The sequence below is a fragment of the Sulfitobacter sp. 1A15106 genome, assembly GCF_043556995.1.
Classification (GTDB): domain Bacteria; phylum Pseudomonadota; class Alphaproteobacteria; order Rhodobacterales; family Rhodobacteraceae; genus Sulfitobacter; species Sulfitobacter faviae.
On the sequence record NZ_JBIFFM010000005.1, the window covers coordinates 221277 to 248057 of the forward strand.

27 protein-coding genes and 1 other RNA gene are annotated in these 26781 nt (G+C 64.2%); 15 read left to right on the plus strand and 13 right to left on the minus strand.

Annotated features, from left to right (window positions below):
- Window position 1: 1 nt before the first annotated feature.
- Window positions 2–1120, minus strand: a complete 1119-nt coding sequence (ald, locus tag ACGYKA_RS09980; protein WP_394412214.1) for an alanine dehydrogenase — start codon at window positions 1118–1120, stop codon at window positions 2–4.
- A 138-nt stretch (window positions 1121–1258) separates the two neighbouring features.
- On the opposite strand from ald, the gene ACGYKA_RS09985 reads away from it, so the two are divergent.
- Window positions 1259–1717 (plus strand): Lrp/AsnC family transcriptional regulator, encoded by a 459-nt coding sequence (locus tag ACGYKA_RS09985; protein ID WP_120351940.1) that lies wholly within the window; start codon window positions 1259–1261, stop codon window positions 1715–1717.
- A 256-nt stretch (window positions 1718–1973) separates the two neighbouring features.
- On the opposite strand, the gene rpsU is transcribed toward ACGYKA_RS09985, so the two are convergent.
- Window positions 1974–2180: a 30S ribosomal protein S21 gene (gene rpsU, locus ACGYKA_RS09990; protein ID WP_007118112.1), complete on the minus strand. Its 207-nt coding sequence runs from the start codon at window positions 2178–2180 to the stop codon at window positions 1974–1976.
- Between the two features lie 110 nt (window positions 2181–2290).
- Here rpsU and ACGYKA_RS09995 point away from each other — a divergent pair, with 110 nt between their 5' ends.
- The 4 genes from ACGYKA_RS09995 to ACGYKA_RS10010 all read left to right on the plus strand — a co-directional run bounded on the left by ACGYKA_RS09995 (window position 2291) and on the right by ACGYKA_RS10010 (window position 4968).
- Complete coding sequence (locus ACGYKA_RS09995; RefSeq protein ID WP_394412217.1) at window positions 2291–2983, plus strand: COQ9 family protein; 693 nt, start codon at window positions 2291–2293, stop codon at window positions 2981–2983.
- Between the two features lie 72 nt (window positions 2984–3055).
- Window positions 3056–3790, plus strand: a complete 735-nt coding sequence (locus ACGYKA_RS10000; protein WP_394412220.1) for an energy-coupling factor ABC transporter ATP-binding protein — start codon at window positions 3056–3058, stop codon at window positions 3788–3790.
- Window positions 3765–4361: an energy-coupling factor transporter transmembrane protein EcfT gene (locus ACGYKA_RS10005; protein WP_394412223.1), complete on the plus strand. Its 597-nt coding sequence runs from the start codon at window positions 3765–3767 to the stop codon at window positions 4359–4361. The genes ACGYKA_RS10000 and ACGYKA_RS10005 overlap by 26 nt, the downstream gene beginning before the upstream one ends.
- A gap of 61 nt (window positions 4362–4422) precedes the next feature.
- Window positions 4423–4968, plus strand: coding sequence for a biotin transporter BioY (locus ACGYKA_RS10010; protein WP_209216564.1), 546 nt, complete (start codon window positions 4423–4425; stop codon window positions 4966–4968).
- 30 nt (window positions 4969–4998) lie between these two features.
- On the opposite strand, the gene ACGYKA_RS10015 is transcribed toward ACGYKA_RS10010, so the two are convergent.
- A complete protein-coding gene (locus ACGYKA_RS10015; RefSeq protein ID WP_394412225.1) occupies window positions 4999–6105 on the minus strand; it encodes an acetyl-CoA C-acyltransferase in 1107 nt (368 codons plus the stop codon).
- Window positions 6102–7331 (minus strand): fatty acid--CoA ligase family protein, encoded by a 1230-nt coding sequence (locus ACGYKA_RS10020; protein ID WP_394412228.1) that lies wholly within the window; start codon window positions 7329–7331, stop codon window positions 6102–6104. Before ACGYKA_RS10020 ends, ACGYKA_RS10015 begins: the two co-directional genes overlap by 4 nt.
- 98 nt (window positions 7332–7429) lie before the next feature.
- Here ACGYKA_RS10020 and ACGYKA_RS10025 point away from each other — a divergent pair, with 98 nt between their 5' ends.
- A complete protein-coding gene (locus ACGYKA_RS10025; protein ID WP_394412231.1) occupies window positions 7430–8440 on the plus strand; it encodes an NAD(P)H-quinone oxidoreductase in 1011 nt (336 codons plus the stop codon).
- Between the two features lie 162 nt (window positions 8441–8602).
- Here the strand turns inward: ACGYKA_RS10025 and ACGYKA_RS10030 are convergent, their stop codons facing one another.
- The gene (locus tag ACGYKA_RS10030) at window positions 8603–9247 is read right to left on the minus strand and encodes a ribonuclease T (protein WP_394411218.1); all 645 of its coding nucleotides are present in this window, start codon (window positions 9245–9247) and stop codon (window positions 8603–8605) included.
- A gap of 123 nt (window positions 9248–9370) precedes the next feature.
- On the opposite strand from ACGYKA_RS10030, the gene ACGYKA_RS10035 reads away from it, so the two are divergent.
- From ACGYKA_RS10035 to ACGYKA_RS10045, 3 genes are all read left to right on the plus strand, one after another.
- Complete coding sequence (locus ACGYKA_RS10035; protein WP_394412234.1) at window positions 9371–10150, plus strand: DUF1013 domain-containing protein; 780 nt, start codon at window positions 9371–9373, stop codon at window positions 10148–10150.
- A 119-nt stretch (window positions 10151–10269) separates the two neighbouring features.
- The gene (locus ACGYKA_RS10040) at window positions 10270–11391 is read left to right on the plus strand and encodes an endonuclease/exonuclease/phosphatase family protein (RefSeq protein WP_394412237.1); all 1122 of its coding nucleotides are present in this window, start codon (window positions 10270–10272) and stop codon (window positions 11389–11391) included.
- A gap of 186 nt (window positions 11392–11577) precedes the next feature.
- Window positions 11578–12756, plus strand: coding sequence for a type III PLP-dependent enzyme (locus ACGYKA_RS10045; protein WP_394412240.1), 1179 nt, complete (start codon window positions 11578–11580; stop codon window positions 12754–12756).
- Window positions 12757–12835: 79 nt separating this feature from the next.
- Here the strand turns inward: ACGYKA_RS10045 and recR are convergent, their stop codons facing one another.
- From recR to ACGYKA_RS10065, 4 genes are all read right to left on the minus strand, one after another.
- Complete coding sequence (gene recR / locus ACGYKA_RS10050; protein ID WP_394412242.1) at window positions 12836–13429, minus strand: recombination mediator RecR; 594 nt, start codon at window positions 13427–13429, stop codon at window positions 12836–12838.
- A gap of 54 nt (window positions 13430–13483) precedes the next feature.
- On the minus strand, window positions 13484–13828 hold the full coding sequence (locus tag ACGYKA_RS10055) for a YbaB/EbfC family nucleoid-associated protein (protein WP_007118099.1): 345 nt from the start codon (window positions 13826–13828) through the stop codon (window positions 13484–13486).
- A 51-nt stretch (window positions 13829–13879) separates the two neighbouring features.
- Window positions 13880–15646, minus strand: a complete 1767-nt coding sequence (locus tag ACGYKA_RS10060; protein ID WP_394412245.1) for a DNA polymerase III subunit gamma/tau — start codon at window positions 15644–15646, stop codon at window positions 13880–13882.
- Between the two features lie 77 nt (window positions 15647–15723).
- Window positions 15724–16086 (minus strand): YidH family protein, encoded by a 363-nt coding sequence (locus ACGYKA_RS10065; RefSeq protein ID WP_394412248.1) that lies wholly within the window; start codon window positions 16084–16086, stop codon window positions 15724–15726.
- 63 nt (window positions 16087–16149) lie between these two features.
- Between ACGYKA_RS10065 and ACGYKA_RS10070 the strand changes: the two genes are divergently transcribed.
- A complete protein-coding gene (locus ACGYKA_RS10070) occupies window positions 16150–16983 on the plus strand; it encodes a neutral zinc metallopeptidase (protein WP_209216555.1) in 834 nt (277 codons plus the stop codon).
- 164 nt (window positions 16984–17147) lie between these two features.
- On the opposite strand, the gene ffs is transcribed toward ACGYKA_RS10070, so the two are convergent.
- Window positions 17148–17245, minus strand: an RNA gene (ffs, locus tag ACGYKA_RS10075) — signal recognition particle sRNA small type.
- A gap of 37 nt (window positions 17246–17282) precedes the next feature.
- Window positions 17283–19127, minus strand: coding sequence for a 5'-nucleotidase C-terminal domain-containing protein (locus ACGYKA_RS10080; RefSeq protein WP_394412252.1), 1845 nt, complete (start codon window positions 19125–19127; stop codon window positions 17283–17285).
- A 165-nt stretch (window positions 19128–19292) separates the two neighbouring features.
- Here ACGYKA_RS10080 and nudC point away from each other — a divergent pair, with 165 nt between their 5' ends.
- A complete protein-coding gene (gene nudC / locus ACGYKA_RS10085; RefSeq protein ID WP_394412255.1) occupies window positions 19293–20261 on the plus strand; it encodes an NAD(+) diphosphatase in 969 nt (322 codons plus the stop codon).
- Between the two features lie 72 nt (window positions 20262–20333).
- Entirely contained in the window at window positions 20334–20807 is a 474-nt protein-coding gene (locus ACGYKA_RS10090; RefSeq protein ID WP_067268594.1) for an SRPBCC family protein, read from the plus strand.
- Between the two features lie 21 nt (window positions 20808–20828).
- Here the strand turns inward: ACGYKA_RS10090 and ACGYKA_RS10095 are convergent, their stop codons facing one another.
- Complete coding sequence (locus ACGYKA_RS10095; RefSeq protein ID WP_394412258.1) at window positions 20829–21686, minus strand: prephenate dehydratase; 858 nt, start codon at window positions 21684–21686, stop codon at window positions 20829–20831.
- Between the two features lie 154 nt (window positions 21687–21840).
- On the opposite strand from ACGYKA_RS10095, the gene ACGYKA_RS10100 reads away from it, so the two are divergent.
- Window positions 21841–22341 carry a c-type cytochrome gene (locus tag ACGYKA_RS10100; protein WP_394412261.1) on the plus strand — a complete coding sequence of 167 codons (501 nt, stop codon included), beginning with the start codon at window positions 21841–21843 and terminating at the stop codon, window positions 22339–22341.
- A 125-nt stretch (window positions 22342–22466) separates the two neighbouring features.
- Window positions 22467–23288, plus strand: coding sequence for an alpha/beta fold hydrolase (locus ACGYKA_RS10105; RefSeq protein WP_394412264.1), 822 nt, complete (start codon window positions 22467–22469; stop codon window positions 23286–23288).
- 41 nt (window positions 23289–23329) lie between these two features.
- On the opposite strand, the gene ACGYKA_RS10110 is transcribed toward ACGYKA_RS10105, so the two are convergent.
- Window positions 23330–24583, minus strand: coding sequence for a GAF domain-containing protein (locus ACGYKA_RS10110; RefSeq protein ID WP_394412267.1), 1254 nt, complete (start codon window positions 24581–24583; stop codon window positions 23330–23332).
- Between the two features lie 266 nt (window positions 24584–24849).
- Here ACGYKA_RS10110 and ACGYKA_RS10115 point away from each other — a divergent pair, with 266 nt between their 5' ends.
- Window positions 24850–26778: an extracellular solute-binding protein gene (locus ACGYKA_RS10115; protein ID WP_394417330.1), complete on the plus strand. Its 1929-nt coding sequence runs from the start codon at window positions 24850–24852 to the stop codon at window positions 26776–26778.
- The last annotated feature ends 3 nt before the right edge of the window (window positions 26779–26781 follow it).

Here is a 26781-nt window from a genome sequence, read left to right on the forward strand (position 1 = left end):
TTTAGCTCGCGATGGCCTGATCCGCGGTGATGCTGTCGAGCCCAAGCGCTTCGCCCACGGCGGCATAGGTCAGCTTGCCCGCGTGGACGTTCAGCCCGGCCTTGAGGTGCGGGTCATCCGCGCAGGCCTGTTTCCAGCCCTTGTCGGCCAGTGCCAGCATGAAGGGCATGGTGGCGTTGCCAAGCGCGATGGTCGAGGTGCGCGCCACCGCGCCGGGCATATTGGCCACGCAGTAATGCATGATGCCGTCGACCTCATAAACCGGGTCTTGGTGCGTCGTCGCCTTGGAAGTCTCGAAGCAGCCGCCTTGGTCGATGGCCACGTCGACCAGCGCCGCGCCGGGTTTGAGTTCGGACAGTTGCGCGCGGCTGATCAGCTTGGGGGCCGCCGCACCGGGGATCAGCACCGCGCCGATGATCATATCGGCCTCACGCGCCAGTTCGATGGTGTTGCCCGCGCTGGCATAGGCGGTTTTGAAGGTGCCACCATAGATGTCATCGAGATAGCGCATCCGGGGCAGGGAGCGGTCGAGCACGGTCACATCCGCGCCCATGCCCGCGGCGATGCGGGCCGCATGGGTGCCGACGACGCCGCCGCCGATGACCATAACCTTAGCCGGGCCGACACCGGGCACGCCGCCCATCAACACGCCGCGCCCGCCATTGGCCTTTTGCAGCGTCCATGCTCCGACCTGCGGGGCCAAACGGCCCGCGACCTCGGACATTGGGGCCAGAAGGGGCAGGCCGCCATTGCGGTCGGTCACGGTTTCATAGGCAATCGCCGTACAGCCCGAGGCCAGCAGATCGTGGGTTTGATCCGGGTCGGGCGCGAGGTGCAGATAGGTAAAGAGCAATTGCCCTTCGCGCAGCATCTTGCGTTCGCCCGCCTGCGGCTCCTTCACCTTGACGATCATGTCGGCAGTGGCAAAGATTTCCTCGGCCGTGTCGATGATGGTGGCGTCTGCGGCGGTGTAGTCCGCGTCTTCGAAGCCCGCGCCGACCCCGGCCCCCGCCTGCACGATAACCTCATGCCCATGGGCGATGGCTTCTTGTGCGGCATTGGGCGTCAGGCCGACGCGGAATTCCTGCGGTTTGATTTCTGTCGGGCATCCGATTTTCATGGGGGGTCCTCCTCCTCCGTAGTGGGGCAGGATTATCATATCCGCTGTGCATATCGCTGCGAAATTGGGGTCGCCAAGGGGCGCATCCTTCGAATATAATCGCGCTGGATTGCTTCCTCACGCGAAAGTATTGCGCATATGGCCTTGGATGAGATTGATCGGCGTGTTCTGCGGGCCTTGCAGCGCAATGGGCGGATGTCCAATGCCGAACTGTCAGAGGTGGTGCATCTGTCGCCTTCGGCCTGTCATCGCCGTGTACAGCGGTTGGAGAAGGAAGGGTACATTCGTGATTATGTGGCCCTCTTGGACCCGCGGAAGTTGGATATGCCGACGACGGTCTTTGTGGAGATCACTTTACAGGCGCAGGCCGAAGAGGTGTTGGAGGCCTTCGAGAAGTCGGTCTCGCGCATTCCCGACGTGTTGGAGTGTCACCTGATGGCCGGGACGGCGGATTACCTGTTGAAGATCGTGGCCGAGAATACCGAAGATTTCGCCCGTATTCACCGCCAGCATTTGGCGCGGCTGCCGGGGGTGGCGCAGATGCAGTCGAGTTTCGCGCTCAGGACGGTGTGCAAGACCACGGCGCTGCCGGTGTAGTTGGAAAGCCCGGAAACAAGGCCGTAAGGCCGCCGGGCAGCGCCAGACCGCTCGGACGGGCTGGCGCTTTTGCTGAGGTCGTGCCGTCCTGAGGTATTTCTCAAGCGCAGCTACCATAAACTGCCCAATTGAAGGGATTTCGAGCGCCTTCCCGCGGTCTAGCGCTGCCCGGCTCCGCTGCGCTCCCCCACAAAACAAAACCCCCGCTGCCATGGGCACCGGGGGTTCTATATCTGTCGCGTGTCGCGGGGATGATTTACATCATACCTTCGCGTTGCGCTTTTTTGCGTGCCAGCTTACGGGCACGGCGGATCGCTTCAGCTTTCTCGCGCGCTTTTTTCTCGGACGGTTTCTCGAAATGTTGCTTGAGCTTCATTTCACGGAAAACGCCTTCGCGCTGGAGCTTTTTCTTCAGAGCCCGGAGGGCCTGATCGACGTTGTTGTCGCGAACACTAACCTGCATGTGGTTGTCACCACCTTTCTAGGATAAAGTTGCAAGGAATTGCAGGAAATGGGCCTATAACAGCCTATATCACGTTTGTCCACCCCATCACGCCCCGATAGGAGCCCGCCATGACACCGCCCAAGGCCGACCCAAAGGACCAATTGCTTGATGCCGCATTGATGCATGTGCCGTTTGACGGCTGGTCGCCCGCGACCTTCAATGCCGCGATCAAGGACAGCGGTCTGGACCCGGCGCTGGCCCGTGCGGTCTGCCCGCGCGGGGCTGTCGATCTGGCGGTGGCCTATCACCGGCGCGGCGATGCCAAGATGGTCGAAGGTTTGACGCAGGCCGATCTGTCGGCGCTTCGCTTCAGGGACCGTATCGCCAAGGCGGTGCGCCTGCGGCTCGAAGCCGGGGATCGTGAGGCGATCCGTCGGGGTAGCACGCTCTTCGCTCTGCCGCATCACGCCCCCGAAGGAGCCGGGCTGATCTGGGAGACCAGCGATAAGATTTGGACCGCGCTTGGCGATACCTCGGGGGATGTGAATTGGTACAGCAAGCGGGCCACGCTGTCGGGGGTCTATTCGGCCACGCTGCTTTATTGGCTGGGGGATGCCAGTGAGGGGCATCAGGCGACATGGTCGTTCCTCGACCGGCGCATTGACGATGTGATGCAGATCGAAAAGCTGAAATCACATGTGCGCGAAAGCCCGACGCTGAGCCGTCTGATGGCCGGGCCGAACTGGCTGTTGAGCCATATCAAGGCCCCACGCGGGCAAGGTGACCCCGATCTGCCGGGCCGTTGGACGCCGTCAAGCTGAGGCGCGCTGCGGGCTTCCACGCCCGCGCGGCAGGTGGTAGGGCGGGGCACCCGGTTTTACCACAGGCGCCCGATGACCAATCCGACCCTTCCGCTCATCGATATTGACAGCATCAGCTACACCCCCGGGGGCACGCCGGTGCTGCGGGATGTGAGCCTGAGCTCCGATGCCGCGCGGATCGGCATCGTGGGCCGCAACGGCTCGGGCAAGACCTCTTTCGCGCGGGTTCTGTCGGGGCTGGTGGCCGCTGATGAGGGGCAGGTGCGGATTGCCGGGGTCGATGTGGCCCGCGACCGCCGCCGCGCGATCGGGGCGGTGGGCATCCTATTTCAGAACCCGGACCACCAGATCATCTTTCCCACCGTGGAAGAGGAAATCGCCTTTGGCCTGCGGCAGATGGGCCAATCCAAGGCCGAGGCCGCGCGGGGCGTGGCGGCGATTCTTGGTCAATTCGACAAGCGCCATTGGGCGCAGGCATCGATACACCAACTCTCCCAAGGGCAGCGGCAGTTGGTTTGCCTGATGGCGGTCTTGGCGATGCAGCCGCGGGTGGTGGTGTTGGACGAACCCTTTGCCGGGCTCGACATCCCCACGCGGTTGCACCTTGAACGGGTCTTGGCGGGGCTGGACCTGACGCTGGTCCATATCACCCACGATCCGGCGGCGGTGGCGGCATACGATCACGTCCTCTGGCTAGAGCGTGGCGAGGTCGTCCAGCAAGGCAGCGCCCGCCCGGTGCTGCGCGCCTTTGAGACGCGGATGAAGGAATTGGGGGCGAGCGATGATCTCTCTGACCTCGCCGGTTGAGACCCGCGCCCATGGCTGGCCCGCCGGGGCCAAGCTGGGGGCGCTCTGCCTGGCCACGCTGCTGCTCTTCGGGGTGGAGGAGCCGGTTTGGCAAATTCTCTTCTGTGCCGGGATGCTGCTGCTCTATGCCCTGCCGGGGCGGCCCTTTCTGCGGGCTGGGTTGGGGCGTCTGTGGATGCTTTGGCCTTTCGTCGGGCTGATCCTGTTGTGGCATGTATTGACCGACGATGCGGAGGCGGGGCTTGTGATCGCGCTGCGGATGGTCACCGCTGTGGGGCTTGCGAACCTCGTCACCATGACCACGAAGCTCAGCGATATGATGGGGGTGGTGCATTGGCTCGCCGCCCCGCTGCGCCGTTTCGGGCTCCGCACGCGCAGCCTTGAGTTGGCCGTGGCGCTGGTGGTGCGTTTTACCCCTGTGCTGGCGGCCAAGGGGCAGATGCTGTCGCTGGCGTGGCGGGCGCGGTCGCGCAGGCGGGCGGGCTGGCGCGTGGTGATGCCCTTCACGGTTCTGTCCATCGACGATGCCGAACATGTGGCCGAGGCGCTGCGCGCGCGGGGCGGTCTGTAATGCTTGACCGGGGCAGGGGGGTGGCCTAGGCAATGGAAAATTCAACCCAAGGATCCTTCCAATGGAACGCAATCTGACCATGATCGCCCTGTTTGCCGCGCTGATCGCGGCACTGGGCCTGATTCCGAAATTCACACTTGGCTTCGGCGTGCCGATCACGGCGCAGTCGCTGGGTGTTATGCTGTGTGGCACGGTGCTGGGCGCTTGGCGCGGTGGCCTTGCGGCGCTTTTGTTCGTGGCGCTGGTGGCGCTGGGTCTGCCGCTTCTGGCCGGGGGCCGTGGTGGTCTGGGCGTCTTTGCCTCGCCGACCGTGGGTTTCCTCGTCGGCTTCCCGATCGGGGCTTTCGTGACCGGCTTTATCATGGACCAGTGGCGCAGCGCGCCGGTGGGTCTGGCGGCTGGGGTGTCGGCGGTCTTGGGCGGCATCCTCGTGGTCTATGCCTTTGGCATTTTCGGCATGATGATGACGCTGAACAAAACGCTGGTCGAGGCGACCCTGCTGGTCCAAGCCTTCATCCCCGGTGACCTGATCAAAGCCGTGCTGGCGGGGTTCATCACCTCCGGTCTGGCCAAAGCGCGCCCGGCAAGCCTGCTGTCGCGCAGCTAAACGATTGGCCCGCTCCCCAAGGGCGGGCCGCTACAGCCGCATCAGCGCGGCAGAGCCGATCCCCCCGGCGGCGGCAATCGCCGCCAAGCCGATGCCCGATCCCCGCGCCACCAACTCATGCCAAAGCCGCACCGCATTGATCGCGCCTGATGCGCCAATTGGATGCCCGCGCGCCAAAGCGCCGCCGCCCCTGTTGACGATCCGCGGCGCGATCCCCGCGCCGGCGACGCAGGCGATGGCCTGCACGGCATAGGCCTCCATGATCTCGGCGCGGTGCAAGTCGCTGGCTTGCAATCCGCTTTGACGAAAGACGCTTCCGATGGCCACCAATGGGGCCAGTCCCGGCTCTTCGGGGCGGCTGCCCCTCGTCGCCGCTGCGATGAGTTCGACTGTCGGCAGGGCGAGGTCTGCTGCCACCCGCTCTGACACGACGACGCAAAAGGCCGCGGCATCGGCGGCGACGGCGGCATTGGCGGCGGTGATGTCGCCGGAAAGCACCTTGGCCCGGCTGCAAAGCGCAGGGGTGAGGCGGCGGGTGAAGGCATCGGTTGCGACGCCTGCAAGCGGCACCAGTTCTGCTTCGGTTGGGGGCTGTGCGCGGGCCTTCGCATGGCTTTCCACGGCCCAGTCATCCTGTGCTGCGCGGGAAATGCCCTGGGACCGACCAAGCGCCGCGGCGGCCTCTGCCATGTCCGGGTCGCGTTCGGGCCATGGGGTAAAGGGCGCTTGGGTATAGGCCTCAGCCGGGCGGCCATCGGCGAAGGTGCGGTAGCGCAGCGGCTGGCGGGAGTAGCTTTCGGCCCCGCCCGCCACGACAGTATCCGCCGCGCCGCTGAGGACCATCTGCCGCGCCAGTGCCAGCGCGTCCAATCCCCCCGCGCATTGCCGGTCGAAGCTCAAGCCCGCCACCTGTTCGGGCAGCCCCGCGGCCAAAGCGATGCTGCGCGCGGGGTTGCCGCCGGGGCCGAGGGCGGTGCTGCAAATCACCTCGTCGACCTGCGCAGGGTCCAGCCCCGCGCGGCTAAGGGCAGCAGAAAGGACCGGCGCGGCAAGCTCGGGTAGGGAGAGATGCGCCAGCGCCCCACCGCGCGGGGCGACCGGGCTGCGGCAGGCCGAGACGATATAGGCGCGGGTCACCTTTGGCCCTCCACCCAATCCGAGAGGGCGCGCAGGTCGGGCTTGCCCGAGGGCAGCAGGGGCAGGTCGGAGCGGAAATAGACGCGCCGGGGCGAGGTGAGGGGCCCGAGCGTCGCGCGGCAATGGGCAATGATCTCTTCGGCGGGCGGCTCTCCTGCCGGGGCTTCGACCACCGCGACCAGATGCTGCCCTCGCAGCGCATCGTCCCGGGGCAGAACCGCGCAGGGCAGGCCAGTTTGGGCGCTGATCACGGCCTCCACCGTTTCGGGGAACACCATCTGGTCGGCGATCTGCACCATGCGCTGCCGCCGCCCCTTGATCCAGAGGTTGCCCTTGGCATCCAGCGCGCCCATCTCACCCACGGTCACGAAGCCCTCCTGCCAGCGGGTCTCTTCGCTGTGGCCGAGCGCGTAGCCATCGAAGAGGTAGGGGCTGCGCACCCAGATCTCGCCAACATCAGTAGCGGGTTCACCCTCCGCATTCATAAGCCGCAGCTCGACACCGGGGTAGGGGCGGCCCACCGCGCCTTCGGGCGTATTGGTATCGGCCAGCGTGATAAAACTCGTCTCTGCCGCGCCGTAGAAAACATGCACCGCGGCTTGGGGGCAGAGCCGCGCCACCGCCGCCCGGGTCGCCGGATCGAGCGCGCCACCGCCGCAAAGGACCAAGCGCAGCGATGGCAGCGGGGCGGCGGCAGCGCGGGCAAGCAGGCGCAGCTGGGTCGGCGTGGCGTAGAGGATCGTCGCTCCGGCCTCGGCGATCCGCTCTGCCTGCCGCCGGGGGGCGTGATCCGCCAGCACATGCGCGTCGAGGCCAAGTTGCAGCGCTTCCAGCACCGCATAGAGCGATAGGGAATGGCTGAGCTGCCCCAACACGGCGACGCTGTCGCGGGGGGTAAAGGCGAAACGGTTAGCATTGACCTCAAAACTGGCGATCCAAGAGGCTTGGCTGCGTCGGACCGCCTTGGGCCGCCCCGACGCGCCGCCGGTGAGGGTGAGGAAGGCAGCGGGCGGGCAGGCAATGTCATCGGGCAGGGGCCGGTCGCTGAGGCAAAAGGGGGCCTGCTGGGTGATCGCTGTGGTCAGGGCGGCCAGCGCATCTAAGGCCGGAGTGGCGGGCAGGGCGCGGTAGCTGTCGTGCTGGTCTTCGGGCGCGCGGGGCAGTTCCCGCTCCCCTGCATAAAGCCGTGCGGCCTCATGCCATTTGAACCTGTCTTGCCCGCGCATCCGCCTCTCCCTCTTCCGTCGGGTTTCAAATTCCGGGGTGCATGCCCCGGGGCCGCCCGTTAGGCTGCGGCTAAACCAGACCCGAGGATACTTCAGACATGACAGAGACCATGCGTGCAATCGAAATCACCGAACCCGGCGGTCCGGACGTTCTGCAAAGCACCACCCGCCCGCGGCCCCAGCCGAAACACGGTCAGGTCATCATCAAGGTCGCCTATGCCGGGGTGAACCGCCCCGATGCGCTGCAACGCGCGGGCCGCTACGCGCCGCCCGCCACCGCCAGCGATCTGCCGGGGTTGGAGGCCTCGGGCGAGGTGGTCGAAGTCGGGCCGGGGGTGACAACGCTGGCCCCGGGCGATCTGGTCTGCGCCCTGCTGCCCGGCGGCGGCTATGCCGAGTATGTCGCCACCCCCGCCGCGCATTGCTTGCCCATTCCCGAAGGCATGGGGCTGAAAGAGGCCGCTTGCCTGCCTGAGACCTTCTTTACCGTCTGGTCGAACCTTTTCATGCGCGGTGGGCTGAAGGCCGGAGAGAAAGTGCTGATCCACGGCGGCTCTTCCGGGATCGGCACCACGGCGATCCAACTGGCGCGCATCTTGGGCGCGCGGGTTTTCGTGACCGCGGGCACTGATAGCAAATGCGCGGCCTGTATGAAGCTGGGGGCCGAGGTGGCGATCAACTACCGGGATACGGATTTCGTCGATGTCGTGCAGGCCGAGGGCGGCGCGGATGTGATCCTCGACATGGTGGGCGGCAGCTATATCAACCGCAACCTCAAGGCTTTGGCCGAGGACGGCAGGCTGGTGCAAATCGCGTTTCTGCAAGGGGCCAAGCAGGAGGTGAACTTCGTCACGCTGATGACCCGCCGCCTGACCATGACCGGATCGACCCTGCGCCCACAGAGCGATCTGGCCAAGGCGCGGATTGCAGAGGAGCTTTTGCAGAACGTCTGGCCCCTGTTGGAACAGGGCCGCGTCGCGCCGGTGATGGACAGCACCTATGACCTGTCCGAAGCGAATGACGCGCATCGCCGGATGGAAGCCAGCGGCCATATCGGCAAGATCGTCCTGAAGGTGGGCGGTGAACTACAGGATGAAGAAGATCAGTAAAACTTGAGACAGTAACGAATTGTTAACCAGTAATTCGTTTACTGAAGGCACGGGTGGCCGGGACGCTGACCACCCGTGTTGGAGAGAGAGCCGAAAGGCATTGAATGCGGGGGAGGAAATTACGCCTCTCCCGCTTTCGCCAGACTATCGGCCCAGATGGGTCTAGCGCAGAGGGGTGAACAGCGCGTTATCAAGCGTGCAGTCCCGCCGAACGTCCGGTCCGCAGGGGATGAACTCAAGCTCGCGAGACAGGCAGATGCGCGCCTCTTGGATGTGCCCTTGCTTGCAGGTGATGGTGATCCCCCGCGCGGTCAGGTCCGGGTTCGCTTTGAGGAAGGCCTCTTCCACCACCGCGGCGGGGAGGGACACGGTACGGTCGAGCTTGCGAAAGACCTCGGGGCGCTTGATCCGGGCGTAGGCCTCCCGCGAGAGGGCGAAGTAATCCGCCGGGTCCAACCCGCTGCAAGAACCGTGTTTCTTCCACTGGTGCCATGCCAAGCCACCGGTGCCCATGATATCGGCCATCGCCCCGGTCTGGGCGCGGCTGGGCGGGCGGCGGCCGCTTTGGCAATAGGACGGGTATCCCCGTGTGAACTGGGGCCAGAGGCCATGTAGGGTCCAACCGTGGTCTTTCGCGGCGTCGCATTGCGGAGATTGCCGCGCGTCGCCGGTCAATTCGCACCAATTGGGCGACCATGACAGGGACATGACGTAGTAGTCAAATTCGCCCGAACGCTCCCCTTCGGCCAGCGTGGCGGTGGGGGCGATCAGCCCGAGGATCAGCAGACAGGCGCGCAGTGGCCGCATTGGGTCTTCCCTTATGACGTTTGAGCCAGTATACAGCCGCCAACTTCCCCGACAATGGAGACCGTTCTGCCCAGCAGGACAGCCTTTCAGGCGACGGGAAAATTGCGTTTTTAGGAGAGTGACATGGCAAAACCGATTATGGCCAAAGCCACCGCCGTCTGGCTCGTGGACAACACCACCATCAGCTTCAAGCAGATCGCCGATTTCGTCGGCATGCATGAGCTTGAAGTGCAGGGCATCGCCGATGGCGACGTGGCGCAGGGCGTGAAGGGTTTTGATCCGGTTGCCAACAACCAGCTGACGCAGGAAGAGATTGACGCGGCGCAAGACAACCCGCTGCACAAGCTGAAGCTCAAGTTCAACGCCGCCGCCGAAGGCGAAGAGAAACGCCGCGGCCCGCGCTATACCCCGCTCAGCAAACGTCAGGACCGCCCGGCGTCGATCCTGTGGCTGGTCAAGTTCCATCCCGAACTGTCCGACGGTCAGGTCAGCAAGCTGGTGGGCACCACCAAGCCGACAATCCAAGCGATTCGCGAGCGCACGCACTGGAACATCGCCAACATCCAACCGATCGACCCGGTCGCGCTGGGCCTGTGCAAACAGTCCGAGCTTGACGCCGCCGTGCAAAAGGCTGCCGCGAAAAAGGCCGCCGCGGGCGAGGTGATGAACGACGATGAGCGCCGCAAACTCGTCTCGACCGAGCAGAGCCTCGGCATGGAGAGCGAGCCGAAAATCCCCACGGCCATCGAAGGGCTGGAAACCTTCACCCTTTCCGGCAACAGCGCGGATGACGAGGAAGAAGAGAGCCACACCAAGGGCGATTACTCTGACGCCGACAGCTTCTTCTCGCTGCCCGACAGCACCGATGAAGACGATGAGGACGAAGACAAAGCCAAGGGCTAAGCCCCCTCAAAGCGGTGTGGCGAAAGGAACTTTCGCCGTAAAGATGCGTTAGAATGACAGGGCGTCGGGTATTCCGGCGCCCTGTTTTGCTTTGTAGAAAAGGCGCGGCGCGCCGGGGGATGGAATTGGAAACGGCATTGGACTGGGTGATCTGGGGACTGGCGGGGCTGTTGATACTGTGCAGCCTGCTGCCGCTGAGCAAATTGCCCTTCGGGGCGATCCGCGGGCTGGCCTTTCCTCGGGAACAATTCCTCGGCTTGGCGCTGTTGTTGGCAATCGGGTTCGCCCTGTCGCAGGGGGTGACGACACCCTCGGCCATGGCCGGGATCGCGTTGATGCTGGGGGTCGCCGCGCTTCACGCGCTTTACATCACCAAGTTCACCCTGCTGTGGCGCAAGCAATCTTTGGCGGCCTCGCCCGAGTTGCGCCGCGCGACGGACCGCCATTTCAGCCTGCTGGCCGCCAATGTCAAAATGTCCAACCGCGACTATGGCAAGCTGATCGCACTGGCCGAGGCGCGGGTGCCAGATATCTTCATGGCGATCGAGGTGGATCAGGCGTGGATCAACGCGCTGGATGACGGTCTGGGTAAGAACTACGAGCATCGCGTCGACGTGCCGCTCGACAATGGCTATGGGCTTTGCCTCATGTCGAAACTGCCATTGTCAGAGGTCGAGGTGCGCGAGTTGGTCACCGAAGAGGTGCCCTCCATCCGCGCCCGTGTGCACCTGCCGGTGGGGGAGGATTTCCGCCTCTACGTCGTCCACCCCGAACCGCCCGTGATCGAACATGACACCAAAGGGCGCGACAGCGAGATCGCCTTGGTCGGTATCGAGGCTGAGAAGGACCCGCTGCCCGCCGTGGTCTCGGGGGACTTGAACGATGTGGCTTGGTCGACCACGACCCGGCGCTTTCAGCGGCTTTCGGGCCTTTTGGACCCGCGGGTGGGGCGCGGCATGTACAACACATTCAGTGCAACAATGCCTTGGATGCGCTGGCCTTTGGACCACCTTTTCCACGATCCGCAGTTTCGTTTGCTAGAGATGGACCGCTTGGACAAGATCGGGTCGGACCACTTCCCGATGTGGTTCGTACTCGCCATGGCCGAGACCGAAGCCGCCGAGAGCGACCCCGAAGAAACCGACCCCGAAGAAGAGCGGGCGGCCAAGAATATGATCAAAGAAGAACGTAAAAGAGACCGCAAGCCAATCGGCAGCGATTGGGAAGACGAGGAAAACTAACAAATTGCCATGGGGGTAATTTTACCCCTTGTACGAATCCCAAAACGGCGTATGTGGCGCACTACAGACGCCAACGCACGCGCCTCTGGCCGGTCAGTTCACACTCTGACTGACCCGCGTTTATGTAGCGACGGTAACGTCTCTTGAAACGACACGCGGGGAACCAGCCCCACCTGCTCTTTGGAGATGACTATGAATGCTACAGTCCCCGGCGCCCTGCGCGCCGCACAGTCCTTTCACGCCGATCCGGCTGCGGCCTATATCGCCGCCAACAGCTTTGACAAGCCGACGCTGGTGATCAGCCGTGACCGTGTCGCCGCGCAATATGACGCGCTGCACAAGGGTCTGGGCGCGGCGCATATCCACTACGCGGTCAAGGCGAACCCGGCCCCCGAGATCATTCGTCTGCTGGTCAAGAAAGGCTCCGGCTTCGACGCGGCCTCGCGGGCCGAGATTGAGCTGTGCCTGAGCCAAGGGGCGAAGCCCGAGAACATCTCTTTCGGCAACACCATCAAACGCGCCTCTGACATCGCTTTCGCCCATTCGGCGGGGGTGACCCTGTTCGCGGCGGATAGCGAAGCGGAGCTGGACAAGATCGCCGCCCATGCGCCCGGCGCGCGGGTCTATCTGCGCTTGATCGTCGAAAACTCCATGGCCGACTGGCCGCTCAGCCGGAAATTCGGCTGTGCCGGTTCGGCGCTGCCCGCGCTGCTGAACCACGCGGTTGCCGTGGGCCTCGTGCCCTTCGGCCTGTCGTTTCACGTCGGCTCGCAAACCCGCAAGGCGGAGTTTTGGAACCCGGTGCTGGATCAGGTGGCCCCTCTGTGGCACGCCGCCCGCGCAGATGGGCATGATCTGCAACTGCTGAACCTCGGCGGCGGTTTCCCCGCGTTCTATGGTGAAAACATCGAAGCGCCCCGCGCCTATGCCGCCGCCGTGATGCGCGCCGTCAAAGCCCGCTTTGGCGATGTCCCGCAGGTGATGGCAGAGCCGGGCCGTGGTCTGGTGGCCGAAGCCGGTCATATCGCCGCCGAAGTCATGCTGGTCAGCCGCAAATCCGCGGATGATCTGCACCGCTGGGTCTATCTGGATATCGGTCGTTTCTCGGGTCTGGCCGAAACCGAGGGCGAAGCGATTCGCTATCAGATCGTCACACCGCATGACGGGGAAGAGACTGGACCCTGCGTTTTGGCCGGTCCGTCCTGCGATTCGGCGGATATTCTCTACGAAAAACGCCCCATTCATCTGCCTTTGGCCCTGCGCGATGGCGATAAAGTGATGATTCGTGCTTGCGGAGCCTACACAAGCTCTTACAGTTCGGTTGGGTTCAATGGATTTCCGCCGCTTGATGTGATCGTGCTCTGACAACACGATCTGCGTCGCCCCGGAAAAGGGCCGTCTGCTTTGGGAGGAGCGGGCGGCCCGCTTTGATTCTGGGGGGTGCCTAAAGCGACTTGCGCGCCTGCATCGCGGCGGTGATCGTCCCGTCGTCAAGGTAATCCAGCTCCCCGCCAATCGGCACGCCTTGGGCGAGGGAGGTGAGCCGCACCCGGCTCTCCAGCTGATCCGCGATGTAATGCGCCGTGGTCTGCCCGTCGATCGTGGCATTGAGCGCGAGGATCACCTCCGTCACCCCTTCGGTGTCGATCCGGTCCACCAGCCGCGGGATGCGCAATTCTTGCGGGCCGATGGCATCCAGCGCCGAAAGCGTGCCACCCAGCACATGGTAGCGCCCTTTGAACACGCCAGAGCGTTCCATCGCCCAAAGGTCGGCCACATCCTCCACCACGCAAAGCTCGCCATTGGCGCGTTTCTCGGAGGTGCAGATGTCACAGACATCAGCGGTGCCGACGTTGCCGCAGTTCAGACATTCGCGCGCCGTAGCGGCGACGGTCTGCATCAGGTCGGACAGGGGGGTCAGCAAAAGCGCGCGTTTGCGGATCAGGTGCAGCACCGCCCGCCGGGCCGAGCGCGGGCCAAGGCCGGGCAGTTTCGCCATCAGCTCGATCAGGGCGTCAATGTCGCGGGTAGAGCTCAAGAATGGCACCTATGGGCGTTGGAAGAGGGGCGGGACCGGCCCGCCCCACCGGGATCAGAAGGGCAGTTTCATGCCCGCGGGAAGGCCCATGCCTTCGGTCAGCTTGCTCATCTCGGCCTGCGCGCGTTCCGAGGCTTTGCTCTGCGCATCCTTGATGGCGGCGAGGATCAGGTCTTCGACCACTTCCTTTTCGTCTTTGTTGAAGATCGACGGGTCGATATCCAGCCCCTTCAACTCACCCTTGGCGCTACAGGTCGCTTTGACGAGGCCCGCACCGGACTCACCTTCGACGGTGATGTTGTGCATCTCCTCTTGCAGTTCGGCCATCTTGCCCTGCATTTCCTGCGCTTTTTTCATCATCCCGGCCATATCGCCGAGGCCGCCTAATCCCTTGAGCATCTGGGTCTCCTTGTTGCGTTGTCGTTTATATGTGGCGCGGGGGCCGGGGGATCAACCGTCCTCGAACGGATCCCATTCGTCTTCGACTTCGGGCAGCGCCTCTGCCGTGGCGGCGGCGGCGATGTCTTCGGGGGTGCGGATCGCGGTGATCCGGGCCTTCGGAAACTGCGCCAGCACCGCCTGCATCATCGGGTGGTCCTCGGCCTGTTTCTTCAGCGCCAGTTCACGCGCGTCGCGGACCTGCGCGATGGTCTCGGCCCCGCCCTCGTTCACCAGTGAGACGGCCCAGCGGTTACCGGTCCAGAGCTGCAGTTTCTGCCCCAGCCGCTGCGCCAGATCGCGCGGCGCGTCGTCGGTGGGGACAAACTCGATGCGGCCGGGCTGGTAGGCGGCAAGTTGCACGCAGGTTTCCACCTCGACCAGCAGCTTCACGTCGCGGTTCACGCGGATCAACTCGACGACATGTTCGAATGTCGGAAAGCGGGCCAGCGCGGCGTTGAGGTCTTGCGCCAGTGCCGTGGTCTGCCCCTGCGGGCCGGGGTTGGAGGCCATCCGCTGCTGCGCCTGTTGCACGGCCTGCGCGCCGGTGCTGCCCTGCGCGGCGCCATTGCCACCGCCGCCCCCGCCACCGCCAACGGGGCCGGGGGCCGGGGGCGGGCTGCTGTTTTGCAGCTTGCGCACCAGTTCCTCGGGCGAGGGCAGATCGGCCACATGGGTGAGGCGGATCACGGCCATTTCGGCGGCCATCATCGCGTTGGGCGCGGCTGCGACCTCGTCCAACGCCTTCAGCAGCATCTGCCAGAGCCGCGTCAGCACCCGCATCGGTAGGGTCTCGGCCATCTGCTGGCCGCGGGCGCGTTCTTCAGGAGCGATGGTGGGGTCTTCGGCGGCATCGGGCGTGATCTTCACGACCGAGACCCAATGGGTGATCTCGGCTAGATCGCGCAGCACCGCCATCGGGTCGGCCCCATCGGCATATTGCGCCGAAAGTTCGGTCAGCGCGGCACCTGCATCGCCGCGCAGCACCATGTCAAAGAGGTCCAGCACTCGGCCACGGTCCGCCAGCCCCAGCATGGCGCGCACCTGTTCGGCCCCGGTCTCGCCCGCGCCGTGGCTGATCGCTTGGTCCAGCAGCGAGGTGGCGTCGCGGGCCGAGCCTTCGGCGGCGCGGGTGATCAGCGCCAGCGCGTCATCGGTGATCTCGGCACTCTCGGCGGTGGCGATCTTGCGCAGGAGCGCGATCATCACCTCGGGCTCGATCCGGCGCAGGTCGAACCGCTGGCAGCGCGACAGCACCGTCACCGGCACCTTGCGGATCTCGGTGGTGGCGAAGATGAATTTGACGTGTTCCGGCGGCTCTTCCAGCGTCTTAAGCAGCGCGTTGAACGCCCCGGTCGAGAGCATGTGCACTTCGTCGATGATATAGACTTTGTACCGGGCCGAGGCGGCGCGATAATGCACCGAATCGATAATCTCGCGGATGTTGGCGACGCCGGTGTTCGAGGCCGCGTCCATCTCCATCACGTCGACGTGGCGGCCTTCCATGATGGCAGTGCAATGTTCGCAGACGCCGCAGGGATCGGTTGTCGGCCCGCCGTTGCCGTCCGGCCCGATGCAGTTCATCCCCTTGGCGATGATCCGCGCCGTGGTCGTCTTGCCGGTGCCGCGAATGCCCGTCATCACAAAAGCCTGCGCGATCCGGTCGGCGGCAAAAGCGTTTTTCAGCGTGCGCACCATGGCGTCTTGGCCGACGAGATCGGCAAAGGTTTCGGGCCGGTATTTGCGGGCCAGAACGCGGTAGGCGGATGTATCTGTCATGGTGCCCCAGATCGGATTCGGTCAAGGCCGTAAACTATGCGCTCCGCGCCGTGGCGTCTACCGTGCTTGCGGAAGGCTCAGAGCATCCAAAGGATCACCCCGACCCCGGCAGAGGCGAAGGCGAGCAGGATCGACAAGACTTTCATGCGGCTGTTGGGCTGGGCATGGGCGTGATGGTCGCTCAGCCGCCTTTGGGTTTTCGCCGCCGAGGCCTGCGCGGCCCAATAGACGTAAAGCGCGGCTAAAATGAAGACCGAGGCCACAGCTTTCGCCACCCATGTCGGCTCGAACTCACCGAAAACGGCGCGCAGACCGATGGCCACGGCGACGGCGGCCATGCCGGTGCGCATCCAGCCCGCAAAGGTGCGTTCATTGGCAAGGATCGTGCGATCCTCGGCCCAGTCGGTGCGGTCTTCGGCCAGGTCATTCTTATCGCTCATTGAACCAAACTGCGCCTTGCGCGTTCATGTGGCAATAGGCTTTGACATAACGAGGGACGGTTCATGCGGTTGGGTGGAATTGGGCGGAGCAAGAATGTCATCCGCCGCAGCGGACGGGCCGGCAAGGCCGGGGGTCTTGGGTTGGTCGGCGTTCTGGCAGTCATGGCCATCGGCTATTTCACCGGGATCGACGTGACGCCGCTGTTGACCGGCCAAGGCGGCGGTCAGGTCCAGCAGTCCCGCCCGCTCAGTGACAGCGAAGACCCGCAGGTCGATTTCGCCGCCCGCGTGCTGACCACGACCGAACAGGTCTGGAGCCGGATTTTCCAAGAGCAATTGGGTGAAACCTATACGCCGCCCAAGCTTGTGGTCTTTGAGAATGTGACGCAAAGCGCCTGCGGCGGGGCTTCGGGCGCGACGGGACCGTTTTACTGCCCGGCGGACAATATGGCCTATCTCGACACCGCGTTTTTCCGCACGTTGGACCAGCGTCTTGGTGCCGGAGGCGATTTCGCGGCGGCCTATGTGATCGCCCATGAGGTCGCGCACCATGTGCAGAACGAGATCGGCGTTCTGCCGCAGGTCGCCCGGATGCGGCAGCAGTCTTCCGAGGTTGAGGCGAATGCCCTGACCGTGCGGCTTGAACTGATGGCCGATTGTTTTTCTGGCATCTGGGCGTCGAACGTCGAAGGTTTGATGGAGAAGGGCGACCTTGAAGAGGCGCTGAATGCTGCGCGGATGATCGGGGACGATCATTTGCAGCGACAGGCCGGTCAGGTGCCGCAGCCGCATACTTTTACCCATGGCACGTCAGAGCAGCGCGCGCGTTGGTTTGAGCGGGGGTTTGAGAGTGGCCAGATTGCGGCCTGCGATACGTTTGAGGCGGATCGGTTGTGAGGCGGTGAGGGCAGCGCCCTCCGGGGGGAGGAAGGGCGATGCCCGTGGTGCCCACGGGCGGGGCGTCTCGCCTCTCGAACGCATCTTTTATTTGGAGAAGCTACCCCTCTCATCGCTTCTGCGAAGCGACTGCCGGGGCGTTGCATTGCTGCGCAATGCAACGGTGGTGAGAGGCTGATAACGACCCAAGCGGGGCTCGATACGGCTGCTTCCTTCCGGATCTGACCGGGTTGGCGAGGCGCTTGCCCGCACCAACCTCTCAAGGCCCATATAGGAGGGCATGGAGCGAAGTGCAAGCCTCACAAGCGGATCGCGATTTGGGCGAAGCGCGAGGCGGTCATGCCGCGCGGGGTGGGCGACAGATGGGCGATGTCTTGTAAGAAGGGCAGGGCCTCGGGCGAGGTATAGAGAACCGCCTGCGCCCCCGCCGCATCGAAGCGCCATGGCGGCGCGTCGGACCATGGGCACTCCTGTGGCGTAGCGAGAGCGGCAATCAGCGCTTCGGACAGCGGAAGCGGGCTGCGCAGGGCGATGTCATCCTTCGCCGCGCGGTCAAACCCGCCGCCGCCCGCCGCGCGGAACTGGTTGGTCGCGAGTAGAAACTTTTGGTCCGGCCTCACCGGTGCCCCTTGCCATGACAGCGCAGTGATCCGTCTGCCGCGGGGGCGGCAGGGGTCAATGGCATAGGTGACGCCGAAAATCGTGTCGCAGTGAAACGGTGGGCGGCAGGGGTCGAGTAGCGGGCCCGGGGTGCTGCCGAGCGGAGCGAACACCTCTGCCGCTTTTTCCAAACGCCGCCGCAGGTCGGCACCGGTGAGGCGCAGCGCCCAGACCGCGTTTTGATAGGGAAGCAGCCCGGCGATATGGCGGCGTTGTACCGCGCCGGGCGGGATATGCAGGAAATGCCCCGGCCCGCCGCGCCCGCCTGCCGTATGCGCCGCCGTGGCGGCGAGGATCGGAAGTGCGCTATCGGCCGTGCCCGCGACCCCTTGGCGGATCACCTCGGCCTGCGCGCGGGCGCTCAGCGCGTCGATGGGGGTGGGCATGGCGAGGGCAAAGTAGTTGTGAAGCGCGGTGTCGGTATGGCCGACCACCTCCTCCAGATGCCTGCGCACACCGATGTGGCTGACCCGCGCGGCCCTTAGCACCATCGGGTCGGCCAGCGTTTGCGCGCTGTTGTCGCGCAGGTGGCTTTCATGACCCGAAACCGTCCAGCCCCCTCGCGCGTCCCGTTGAAGGGCCAGATCCAGCACAGCCAAGTCAGACCCGCCAAACCCCGGCATCGCAGCGGGGCGGTCGGATAGCGTGCCCGTCTGCGTGTCGACCCCGTCACGCGGGCCATGATCCTCTCCGGGAAAACGAAGGTGGGTGTGGCCGGTGATCACCGCATTGATGCCTTCGATCTGGGCGAGCGCGCAGATGTCTTCCTCGGCGGTGATCTCTTCTTTCTGGGCAATGCCCATATGGGCCAGCAACACGGTCAGGTCGGCCCCCTCCGCCCGCAGCGTAAGGGCGGCGCTGCGCAGGCTTTCGAGGGGGCAGATGATCTCGGCCTCATTCTCCAAAACCTCGCGGTTCCAGATCGCGGTTCGGCCCGGCAGGACCGAAAGCAGGCCCACCCGCAGCCGAGAAGAGGGATGCCCCGCAACGGCAGGCAGCAGACACGAGACGACGGCCCAACGGCGCAGCGGGCCGGGGTCGGTCAGATGCAGATTGGTCGAGATCAGCGGCATGTCCAGCGCCCCGGCCACAGCGCGCAGATAGGGCAGCCCATGGTCAAGGTCGTGATTGCCCAAGCCCAGACCGTCATAATGCAGATGGTTCACACAGGCGACGAGCGGATGCGTTTGGGTGACCGGCAGCTGCGCCAGTTGATCGCCCAAGGCATTGCCCTGCAACAGATCGCCATTGTCGAGCAGGATACAGGCGGCCCCCTGTTCCGCCGCCTCTGCCCGGGCGGTGCGGATCAAGGTGGCGATCCCGGCCAGACCGTGATGGCCCACCGAACGGTCGCCCACATAGTCATGCCCCACGATCTGCATATGCAGGTCCGTCGTGGCCAGTATGCGCAGACGTGCCTCGGCCGGGATGCCACCCTCAGGGGGAACGACACCGGTCGAGGCATATGTGCTGCGCCTGTTCACCGAAAAGGTAAGTACTCGTTAAATTTTACAACTTAAAGATGTTTTGATATGACCAGATTTCAACCGATCTGGCAAGGGGGCTTGGGATTGCCAATATCGCCTGCGCCGTGGCATGGCTGGGCGAAACGCCAAAAGCCTGTATCGGGCCTGTATCGGGAGAGCGCCATGCGTCACGCGGAGACGGTAACCTTTGGAGGCTCGGCCCTTGATCGGGCGGGGGAGATACGTGGCAATCCGGAAGCCTTGGCGCAGTTGCGCGCCGACCCGGCGGCGCGGGCGGTAGTCTTTTGGCGCGGCAAGCCGCTGATCGCGCCCGAACGCCCCGCCGCTTTGGCGCGATTGGCGATGGATCACCCCGTCTTGCAAGAGGCCGAAGGCACGGCGATCTTGCTGGGGCGTGAGGATGGGGCGCCGCGCTTTGCGGTCGATATCTCCGGCTGGGAACCCCCCGATCTGGATCAATCGCAACTGGGCGCGTTCCTTGACCCCAGCGAACAGCGCCATCCGCTTTTGGGCGATGACATGGCCTTTGCCGAATTGCGGCGGGTGATGACTTGGCTCGATCCGCGCGATGCCGAACTGGCGGCCAGCGGCAAGGCGATCCTTGGCTGGCACGACACCCACCGCCATTGCGCGCGCTGCGGCAGCGCCACCGATCTGGCGCAGGGCGGCTGGCAACGGGTCTGCCCCGACTGTGGCGGCGCCCATTTCCCGCGCACCGATCCGGTGGTCATCATGCTGATCACCCACGGCAACTCGGTCCTCATGGGCCGCTCCCCCGGTTGGCCCGAGGGGATGTATTCCCTGCTGGCGGGCTTTGTCGAGCCGGGAGAGACGGTAGAGGCCGCCGTGCGGCGGGAGGTCTTCGAGGAGGCGGGCGTGCAGGTCGGCGCGGTGCGCTACCTCTCCAGCCAGCCATGGCCCTTTCCGGCGTCCCTCATGCTGGGCTGTGCGGGGCAGGCGTTGAGCCGGGAGTTGACCATCGACCCGGTTGAGATCGAAGACGCGCTTTGGGTCACCCGCGAAGAGATGATGGAGGCCTTTGCCGGAAGCCATCCGCGGCTTCTGCCCGCTCGCCGCGGGGCCATCGCGCATTTCTTGCTGGAAAACTGGCTTGCGGATAGACTGACCTGATACACCGCGCTGACGGGCCCGGACAAAGCGGCGCGGGTGGCAAATGCGAGCAGAAGAATTGGAACGGACCGAATGAAATTCTCCACCAAAGAAGACGTCGAAGCGCCGATCGAAGCGGTCTTTGACATGTTGTGCGATTTCGAAAGCTTTGAGCGGGCGGCGATGCGGCGCGGGGCCGAGGTGCAGCGCGCCGATGCCCTGCATCAGCCCGGCGTTGGGATGACATGGAAGGCGGTCTTCCCCCTGCGCGGCAAGCGGCGCGAGTTGACGCTTGAGATGGTGACCTTCGACCGGCCCAACGAGATGGTGATCGACAGCATGTCGCAGGGGTTGGCGGGGCAGATGTCCTTTGAATTGATGCCCCTGTCGCGCAACAGCACGCGTGTCTTGGTGGCGCTTGAGGTCAAACCGCTGACCCTGTCGGCACGGCTTTGGGTGCAATCGCTCAAACTGGCCAAGACCACCCTGACCCAGAAATACAAGGACCGCGTGGCGGAATATGCCCGCGGGATGGAAGAGCGCTACGCCAGCGGCGTCAAGGTCTGAGCCTGCGCGCCTCGCCCCGCCTCACATCCCGGTCGGCGCGCCCCGGCCGGGATGGGCGGGGTAGGCGCCGAGAATTTCCAGCTTGTTTGTGAAATACCCCAGTTCATCCAGCGCGCGTTTCACCGCCGGGTCTTCGGGATGGCCTTCGATATCGGCGTAGAACTGCGTCGCGGTGAAGGAGCCGCCGACCATATAGCTTTCCAGCTTGGTCATGTTGACGCCATTGGTCGCAAAGCCCCCCATCGCCTTGTAAAGCGCGGCGGGAATGTTGCGCACCTCGAAGACGAAGGTGGTCAGCATCCGCTCGGCACGGCGCGAAAGGTCGATCTTGGGCGCCATCAGCAGAAAGCGGGTGGTGTTATGGTCCATATCCTCGATATCGCGGGCCAGCACGGTGAGGCCGTTGATCTCTGCCGCGACCTCGCCTGCCAGCACGCCATCGGTGCTGCCCTCGGTCGCGGCCAGTTCGGCGGCGGCCCCGGCGGAATCGGCGGCGGGTTCGGAGGTGATGCAATGTTGCTGCAAAAAGCTGCGTGCCTGCGGCAAAAGCACCAGATGCGCGCGGACATGTTTGATGTCTTCCAATGCCACGCCGGGGCGGGCCATCAGGGCGATGCGCACCCGCACGAAGGCTTCGCCGATGATATGCAGCCCGCTTTCCGGCAGCAGGCGGTGAATGTCGGCCACCCGGCCATAGGTCGTATTTTCGACCGGCAGCATGGCCAGTTCCGCGCGGCCCTCGTTTACGGCCCGGATCACGCCTTCGAACGATTGGCAGGGCACCGGTTCCATGTCGGGGCAGGCCTGAAGGCAGGCCTCGTGACTATAGGCGCCAAGGGCCCCTTGGAAGGCGATGCGCGGCGTGGTCTGGGCGGTCATGGATCGTATCCTGCTGCAAAAGGCGCGGAGAAGGGCAATTGGTCGCGGTAACTACACCTTGCCTGCGCCAAGGGAAAGCAATAGATACGCGGGCAACGATGCCAAGAACCATGGCCCGCCCATGGTGCCAATACCAAGTGATGGACCCTGACGCATGTTCGATACAATGACCCTGACCAAAATCGCAGCCGGCGTATTCGGCGCCTGGTTGGTACTTCTGCTGGGCAAATGGGCGGGTGAAGAGATTTACCACGCCGATGCACATGGGGAAGCGTCCTATGTCATCGAAGTGGCCGACGCCGGTGGTGACGATGGCGGCGAAGAGATCGATTTTGCAGCCGTGATGGCCGAAGCCGATGCTGACAGCGGGTCGAAAGTGTTCCGCAAATGCGCCGCCTGCCACAAGGTCGACGGGTCCAACGCTGTTGGTCCGCACCTCGACGGTGTCGTCGGTCGCGATATCGCCTCGGTTGGCGATTTCGGCTATTCCGGCGCTCTGACCTCACTCGAAGGCGATTGGACCCCGGAAGAGCTGAGCGCTTTCTTGGAAAGCCCCAAAGGCTACGCGCCCGGCACCACTATGGGCTTCGCCGGTCTGCGTAAGGTCGAAGACCGCGCCGACGTGATCGCTTACCTGCAAAGCGTTTCCAACTGATACCCCGCGCCATCGCGTGAGAGAAAGCCGCCCCTCGGGGGCGGCTTTTGCGTTTGGGCGGGGCGGAACGTCTTATCCATGCAGGTGTTGGGCCATGAAACGTCCACACCGAAAGGAGACGCGCCATGCAAAGCCACAGAACCACGGTCGATGGAATCGAAATGCGTTGGGAAGAGATGGGGGCGGGGGATCCCGTGATCCTGCTTCACGGCATTCCCACCTGTCCCGCGCTTTGGCGGGATGTCGCGCCCAAGATCACGGGTCGTCGGGTGCTTGCTTGGGAGATGCCGGGCTATGGGGCCTCGATCCCGCAGGGCGAGGGCCGCGATATCTCGGTCGCCAAACAGGCGGACTATCTGGTTGCTTGGATGCGCGATCAGGGCATCACGCGGGCGATCCTCGCGGCGCATGACCTCGGCGGCGGGGTCGCGCAGATCGCGGCGGTGCGTCACCCTGAGATGGTCAGCGGGCTGCTTTTGACCAATGCGATCAGCTATGATTCGTGGCCCGTTCCGCTGGTCAGCGCGGTGGCCAAGACCGGCGGCGTGGCGAAACATGCGCCCGATGGCTCATTCCACCAGTTGCTGAAGATGATGTTCTCGAAAGGGCATGAGACCGATGCTGCCGCCGAAGCGGCCTTTGACGCCCACGCCCCGCATTACGCGCAGCACGGAGAGGCCGAAGCCTTTGTCCGGCAGGCGCAGTCGCTGGACGTGGAAGACACGAAAGCCATCGCGGACAAGCTGCCCACCCTCAACATCCCCGCGCGGATCGTCTGGGGTGCTGCGGATGACTTTCAAAAGATCGAATATGGCGAGCGGTTGGCGAAAGACCTTAATGCACCCCTGCGTCGGATCGAAGGGGGCAAACACTTCACGCCGGAGGATCACCCCGGCGTGCTGGCGGATGAGATCAACGCGCTGATCCGCATGGTTGACGGGCAGTGATCGGATGCGGGGCGCGACATCGGGCGCGCCCCGTGTCGACTTTACTGAGCGGCGATCACCGGGGCGGTGGCATTCGCGGCGGCAATCCCGCCGATGTCGCAGCGCCAAGCGGGCAGGCGGATCACGGCGCGGCTTTGGCCCGCTTCCACATGCACCTCGAAATCCCCACCGTGCATTTCGATTAGTTTGCGGGTCAGCGGCAGGCCAAGGCCGAGCCCGCCCTTGGTGCTGCGGTGCTCCATCATGCCGCCGACGACGAAGGGTTTGTAAAGCTCGGCCAGATCGACGTGATCATCGAATGAGCCGTTGTCGACGATCGAAATCTCGATATTGCCCTCGGCGTCTTTGAACGTCTCCAAGGCGATCTCACTGCCGCCATGCAGGACGGAGTTCAGCACAAGTGCCGTCACCGCCAATTCGATCTGGTCGCCGTCGATATGCATCTCCTCAAGCGGGAGACTGTCGCGCAGCGTGATGGTCTTGGGCGTCGCATCCGTGGTGGCGAAATGCAGGGCGGAGATCGATTGCAGAAGGTCGCTCAGGTTGCATTTCCGCTCGTTCAGGCGCAGTTCGCCGGTGCTGACATTGCTGTAGGAAATGATCGTCTCGATCAGGGCGCTCAGATGGTCGACAGACCGGCGGGCCGAGCGGATCAGCAGCGGATTGACCCCCTGTTCGGCCTTGGCCTCCAACATGCGCAGACTGCCGAAAAGAACCGTCAGCGGGGTGCGGAGTTCGTGGCCCACTAGCGTCAGGAAAGTGGCTTCGGCGCTGTTGTCGGCCTCTTGCTCGGACGCGTCCGGCTGGCAGCGTTCGAGGGCCGCGACCACCATGCGGCCCATATCTTCCAACAGGGCGATCTGCTTCTCAGAAGGAGCCTCATGCGGTTGCAGGTCCAGCGCGCACAGGCTTCCAAAGCGGTGGCCCGACGACAGGATCAGCGGCACACCGCAGTAATAGCGCGCCTCGGGGCCGCCCTCGGCGACCATGGGGTGACGCGCGAACCGGGGGTCTTTGCTGAGGTCTGGTACCACCAGCGGCGCGTCCGACATGATTGTATGGCTGCAAAACCCGGTATCTTTCGGCATCGGCCCCAACGGGTAGCCGACCACGGATTTGTACCATTGGGTATCTGCCTCCACGACGCTGATATGTGCGATCGGACAGTCAAGTAGGCGGCGCGTGGCCTCGCAAATGGTGTCGAACAGTGCTTCGTTCTCGGCGGTGAGGCCGGGCACATCGAAAACGGCGCGCAGACGGGCTTCTTCGTTAAAGGGAATCGGGTAGGTTCTCATGCTCAGCTCCAGTTTACGCATCGTTAACCTGAGTGAAGAATCTGTTAACTTTAGGGCGAGAAACGGGCTGGGCCGCGAAGATACAGGGGCAGCGGGCTACACATTGTCGCGAGTGGGGGCGGGGGAAACCGCCAATCCGCGGGGCATGCTTTGCGGTGGACCGCCCGTGCGGGGGAACCTTACATATTCGCAACTTGTATCTTGGCGTCGCACAGCGTTAGCCTAGATGACGCCTATCCGGACTACGCCACGCCAAGGAGTGACCTATGCCCCGTGCCCAGACCCGCGCCGCGACCCGTCCTTCGGTCATTGATGACCTGCCGCTCTGGCTCGCGACGCTGACGCTGATGGTGGCGGCCCTATTGGCCGGTGCCGCCGCGGCACAGGAGCAGAAGATCATCAAAAGCCACGGTTATTCCTTTTACGGCGATCTGACCTATCCGGCGGATTTCGAGCATTTCGACTATGTGAACCCGGATGCGCCCAAGGGCGGGGAGATCTCGATCCCCTTCGTCGGCACGCTGGATTCGATGAACCCCTATTCCGGCAAGGGCCGCGCGCATCTGTTTTCGATCTTCGGTTTCGAGAGCCTGCTGGGGGAGGCGCCCTCGGGCGAGCCGCTGCCCTCGGATGTCTATGGCGAGAGTTACTGCCTGCTCTGCGAGAGCCTCGAATACCCCGAGGACAAGTCTTGGGTCACCTTCCACATGCGCCCCGAGGCGCGTTTCTCGGACGGCACGCCGGTGACGGCGCATGACATCGTGTTTTCGCACAATCTGCTGCTGGACGAGGGATTGAAGTCCTACGCCGACGCGGTGCGCAAGCGCATTCCCAAGGTCGAGGCGCTGGATGATCACACGGTGAAGTTCTACTTCGCCGACGGCATCTCGCGCCGCAGCCTGATCGAGACGGTGGGCGGCGTGCCCGCATGGCCGAAACATTGGTTCGAGGAGACCGGTAATACCCTCAAGGACAGCTGGATGGACCCGCCCCCCGGATCGGGCGCCTACATGGTCGAAAGCGTCGATCTGACCAAGCGCATCGTGCTGAAGCGCAATCCGGATTACTGGGGTAAGGACCTCCCGATCAACCGTGGCCGCATGAATTTCGACCGCATCCGGCTGGAAATCTTCAGCGACGACACCTCGGCTTTCGAGGCCTTCAAGGCTGGCGAATACACCTTCCGCGCCGAGGGGGATTCCAAGAAATGGGCCACGGGCTACGACTTCTCCAAGGTGAGTGAGGGTGCCATCGTGAAGGCCGAACTGCCGGACGGCTCCCCGCCCACGCCCTCGGGCATCATCTTCAACTTGGGCCGCGAGACGCTGCAGGACCGCCGTGTGCGCGAGGCCGTGGCGCTGATGTTTAATTTCGAGTGGACCAACGAGTCGCTGCAATACGGGCTGTTTAGTCACCGCGCTTCCTTCACGCAGGACACGCCGCTGATGGCGCAGGGCGCGCCCGAGGGGGCCGAGCTGGCGCTTCTGGAAAGCCTCGGCGATCTGGTGGCGGAGGAGTTGCTGACCGAGCCCGCCGTGGTGCCGCATAGCTCCGACTCCGCGCGCCTGTTGGACCGCCGCAACGCGCGCCGCGCTTCCAAGCTGCTGGAAGAGGCAGGCTGGACCGTGCAGAACGGCATGCGCGTCAACGAGGCGGGCGAGCCTTTGCGGCTGAACTTCCTGATGAATTCCGCAGGCTCGCCGACGATCTCGGCGGTGATCGAGAATTTCGTGAACAACCTGACTTCCATCGGCATCGATGCGCGGCTCGAAAAGGTAGATAGTTCGCAATACACCGCCCGCGAGCGCGACCGCGACTACGACATGATTTACGACGCCTATGCCGCCTTCCTAGGCACCGGCACGGGCCTCACGCAGCGCTACGGGTCCGAGGCTGCGGAGTTCTCGCTGTTCAACCCGGCGGGTCTTGCCAGCCCGCTGGTCGACACGATCATCGAAGCCTCCTTGAATGCGGAGACAGCCGAGGAAGAAGGCGCCGCCCTCATGGCCCTCGACCGGGCGCTGCGGCACGAGTTCTTCATGATCCCGACGTGGTACAACGACAGCTACTGGGTGGCCTATTACGACCAGTACGAGCACCCCAAGATCCCGCCCTACGCTTTGGGATACCTCGATTTCTGGTGGTACGACGAAGAGGCCGCCCAGCAGTTGCGCGCCTCGGGCGCCTTGCGGTAAGGC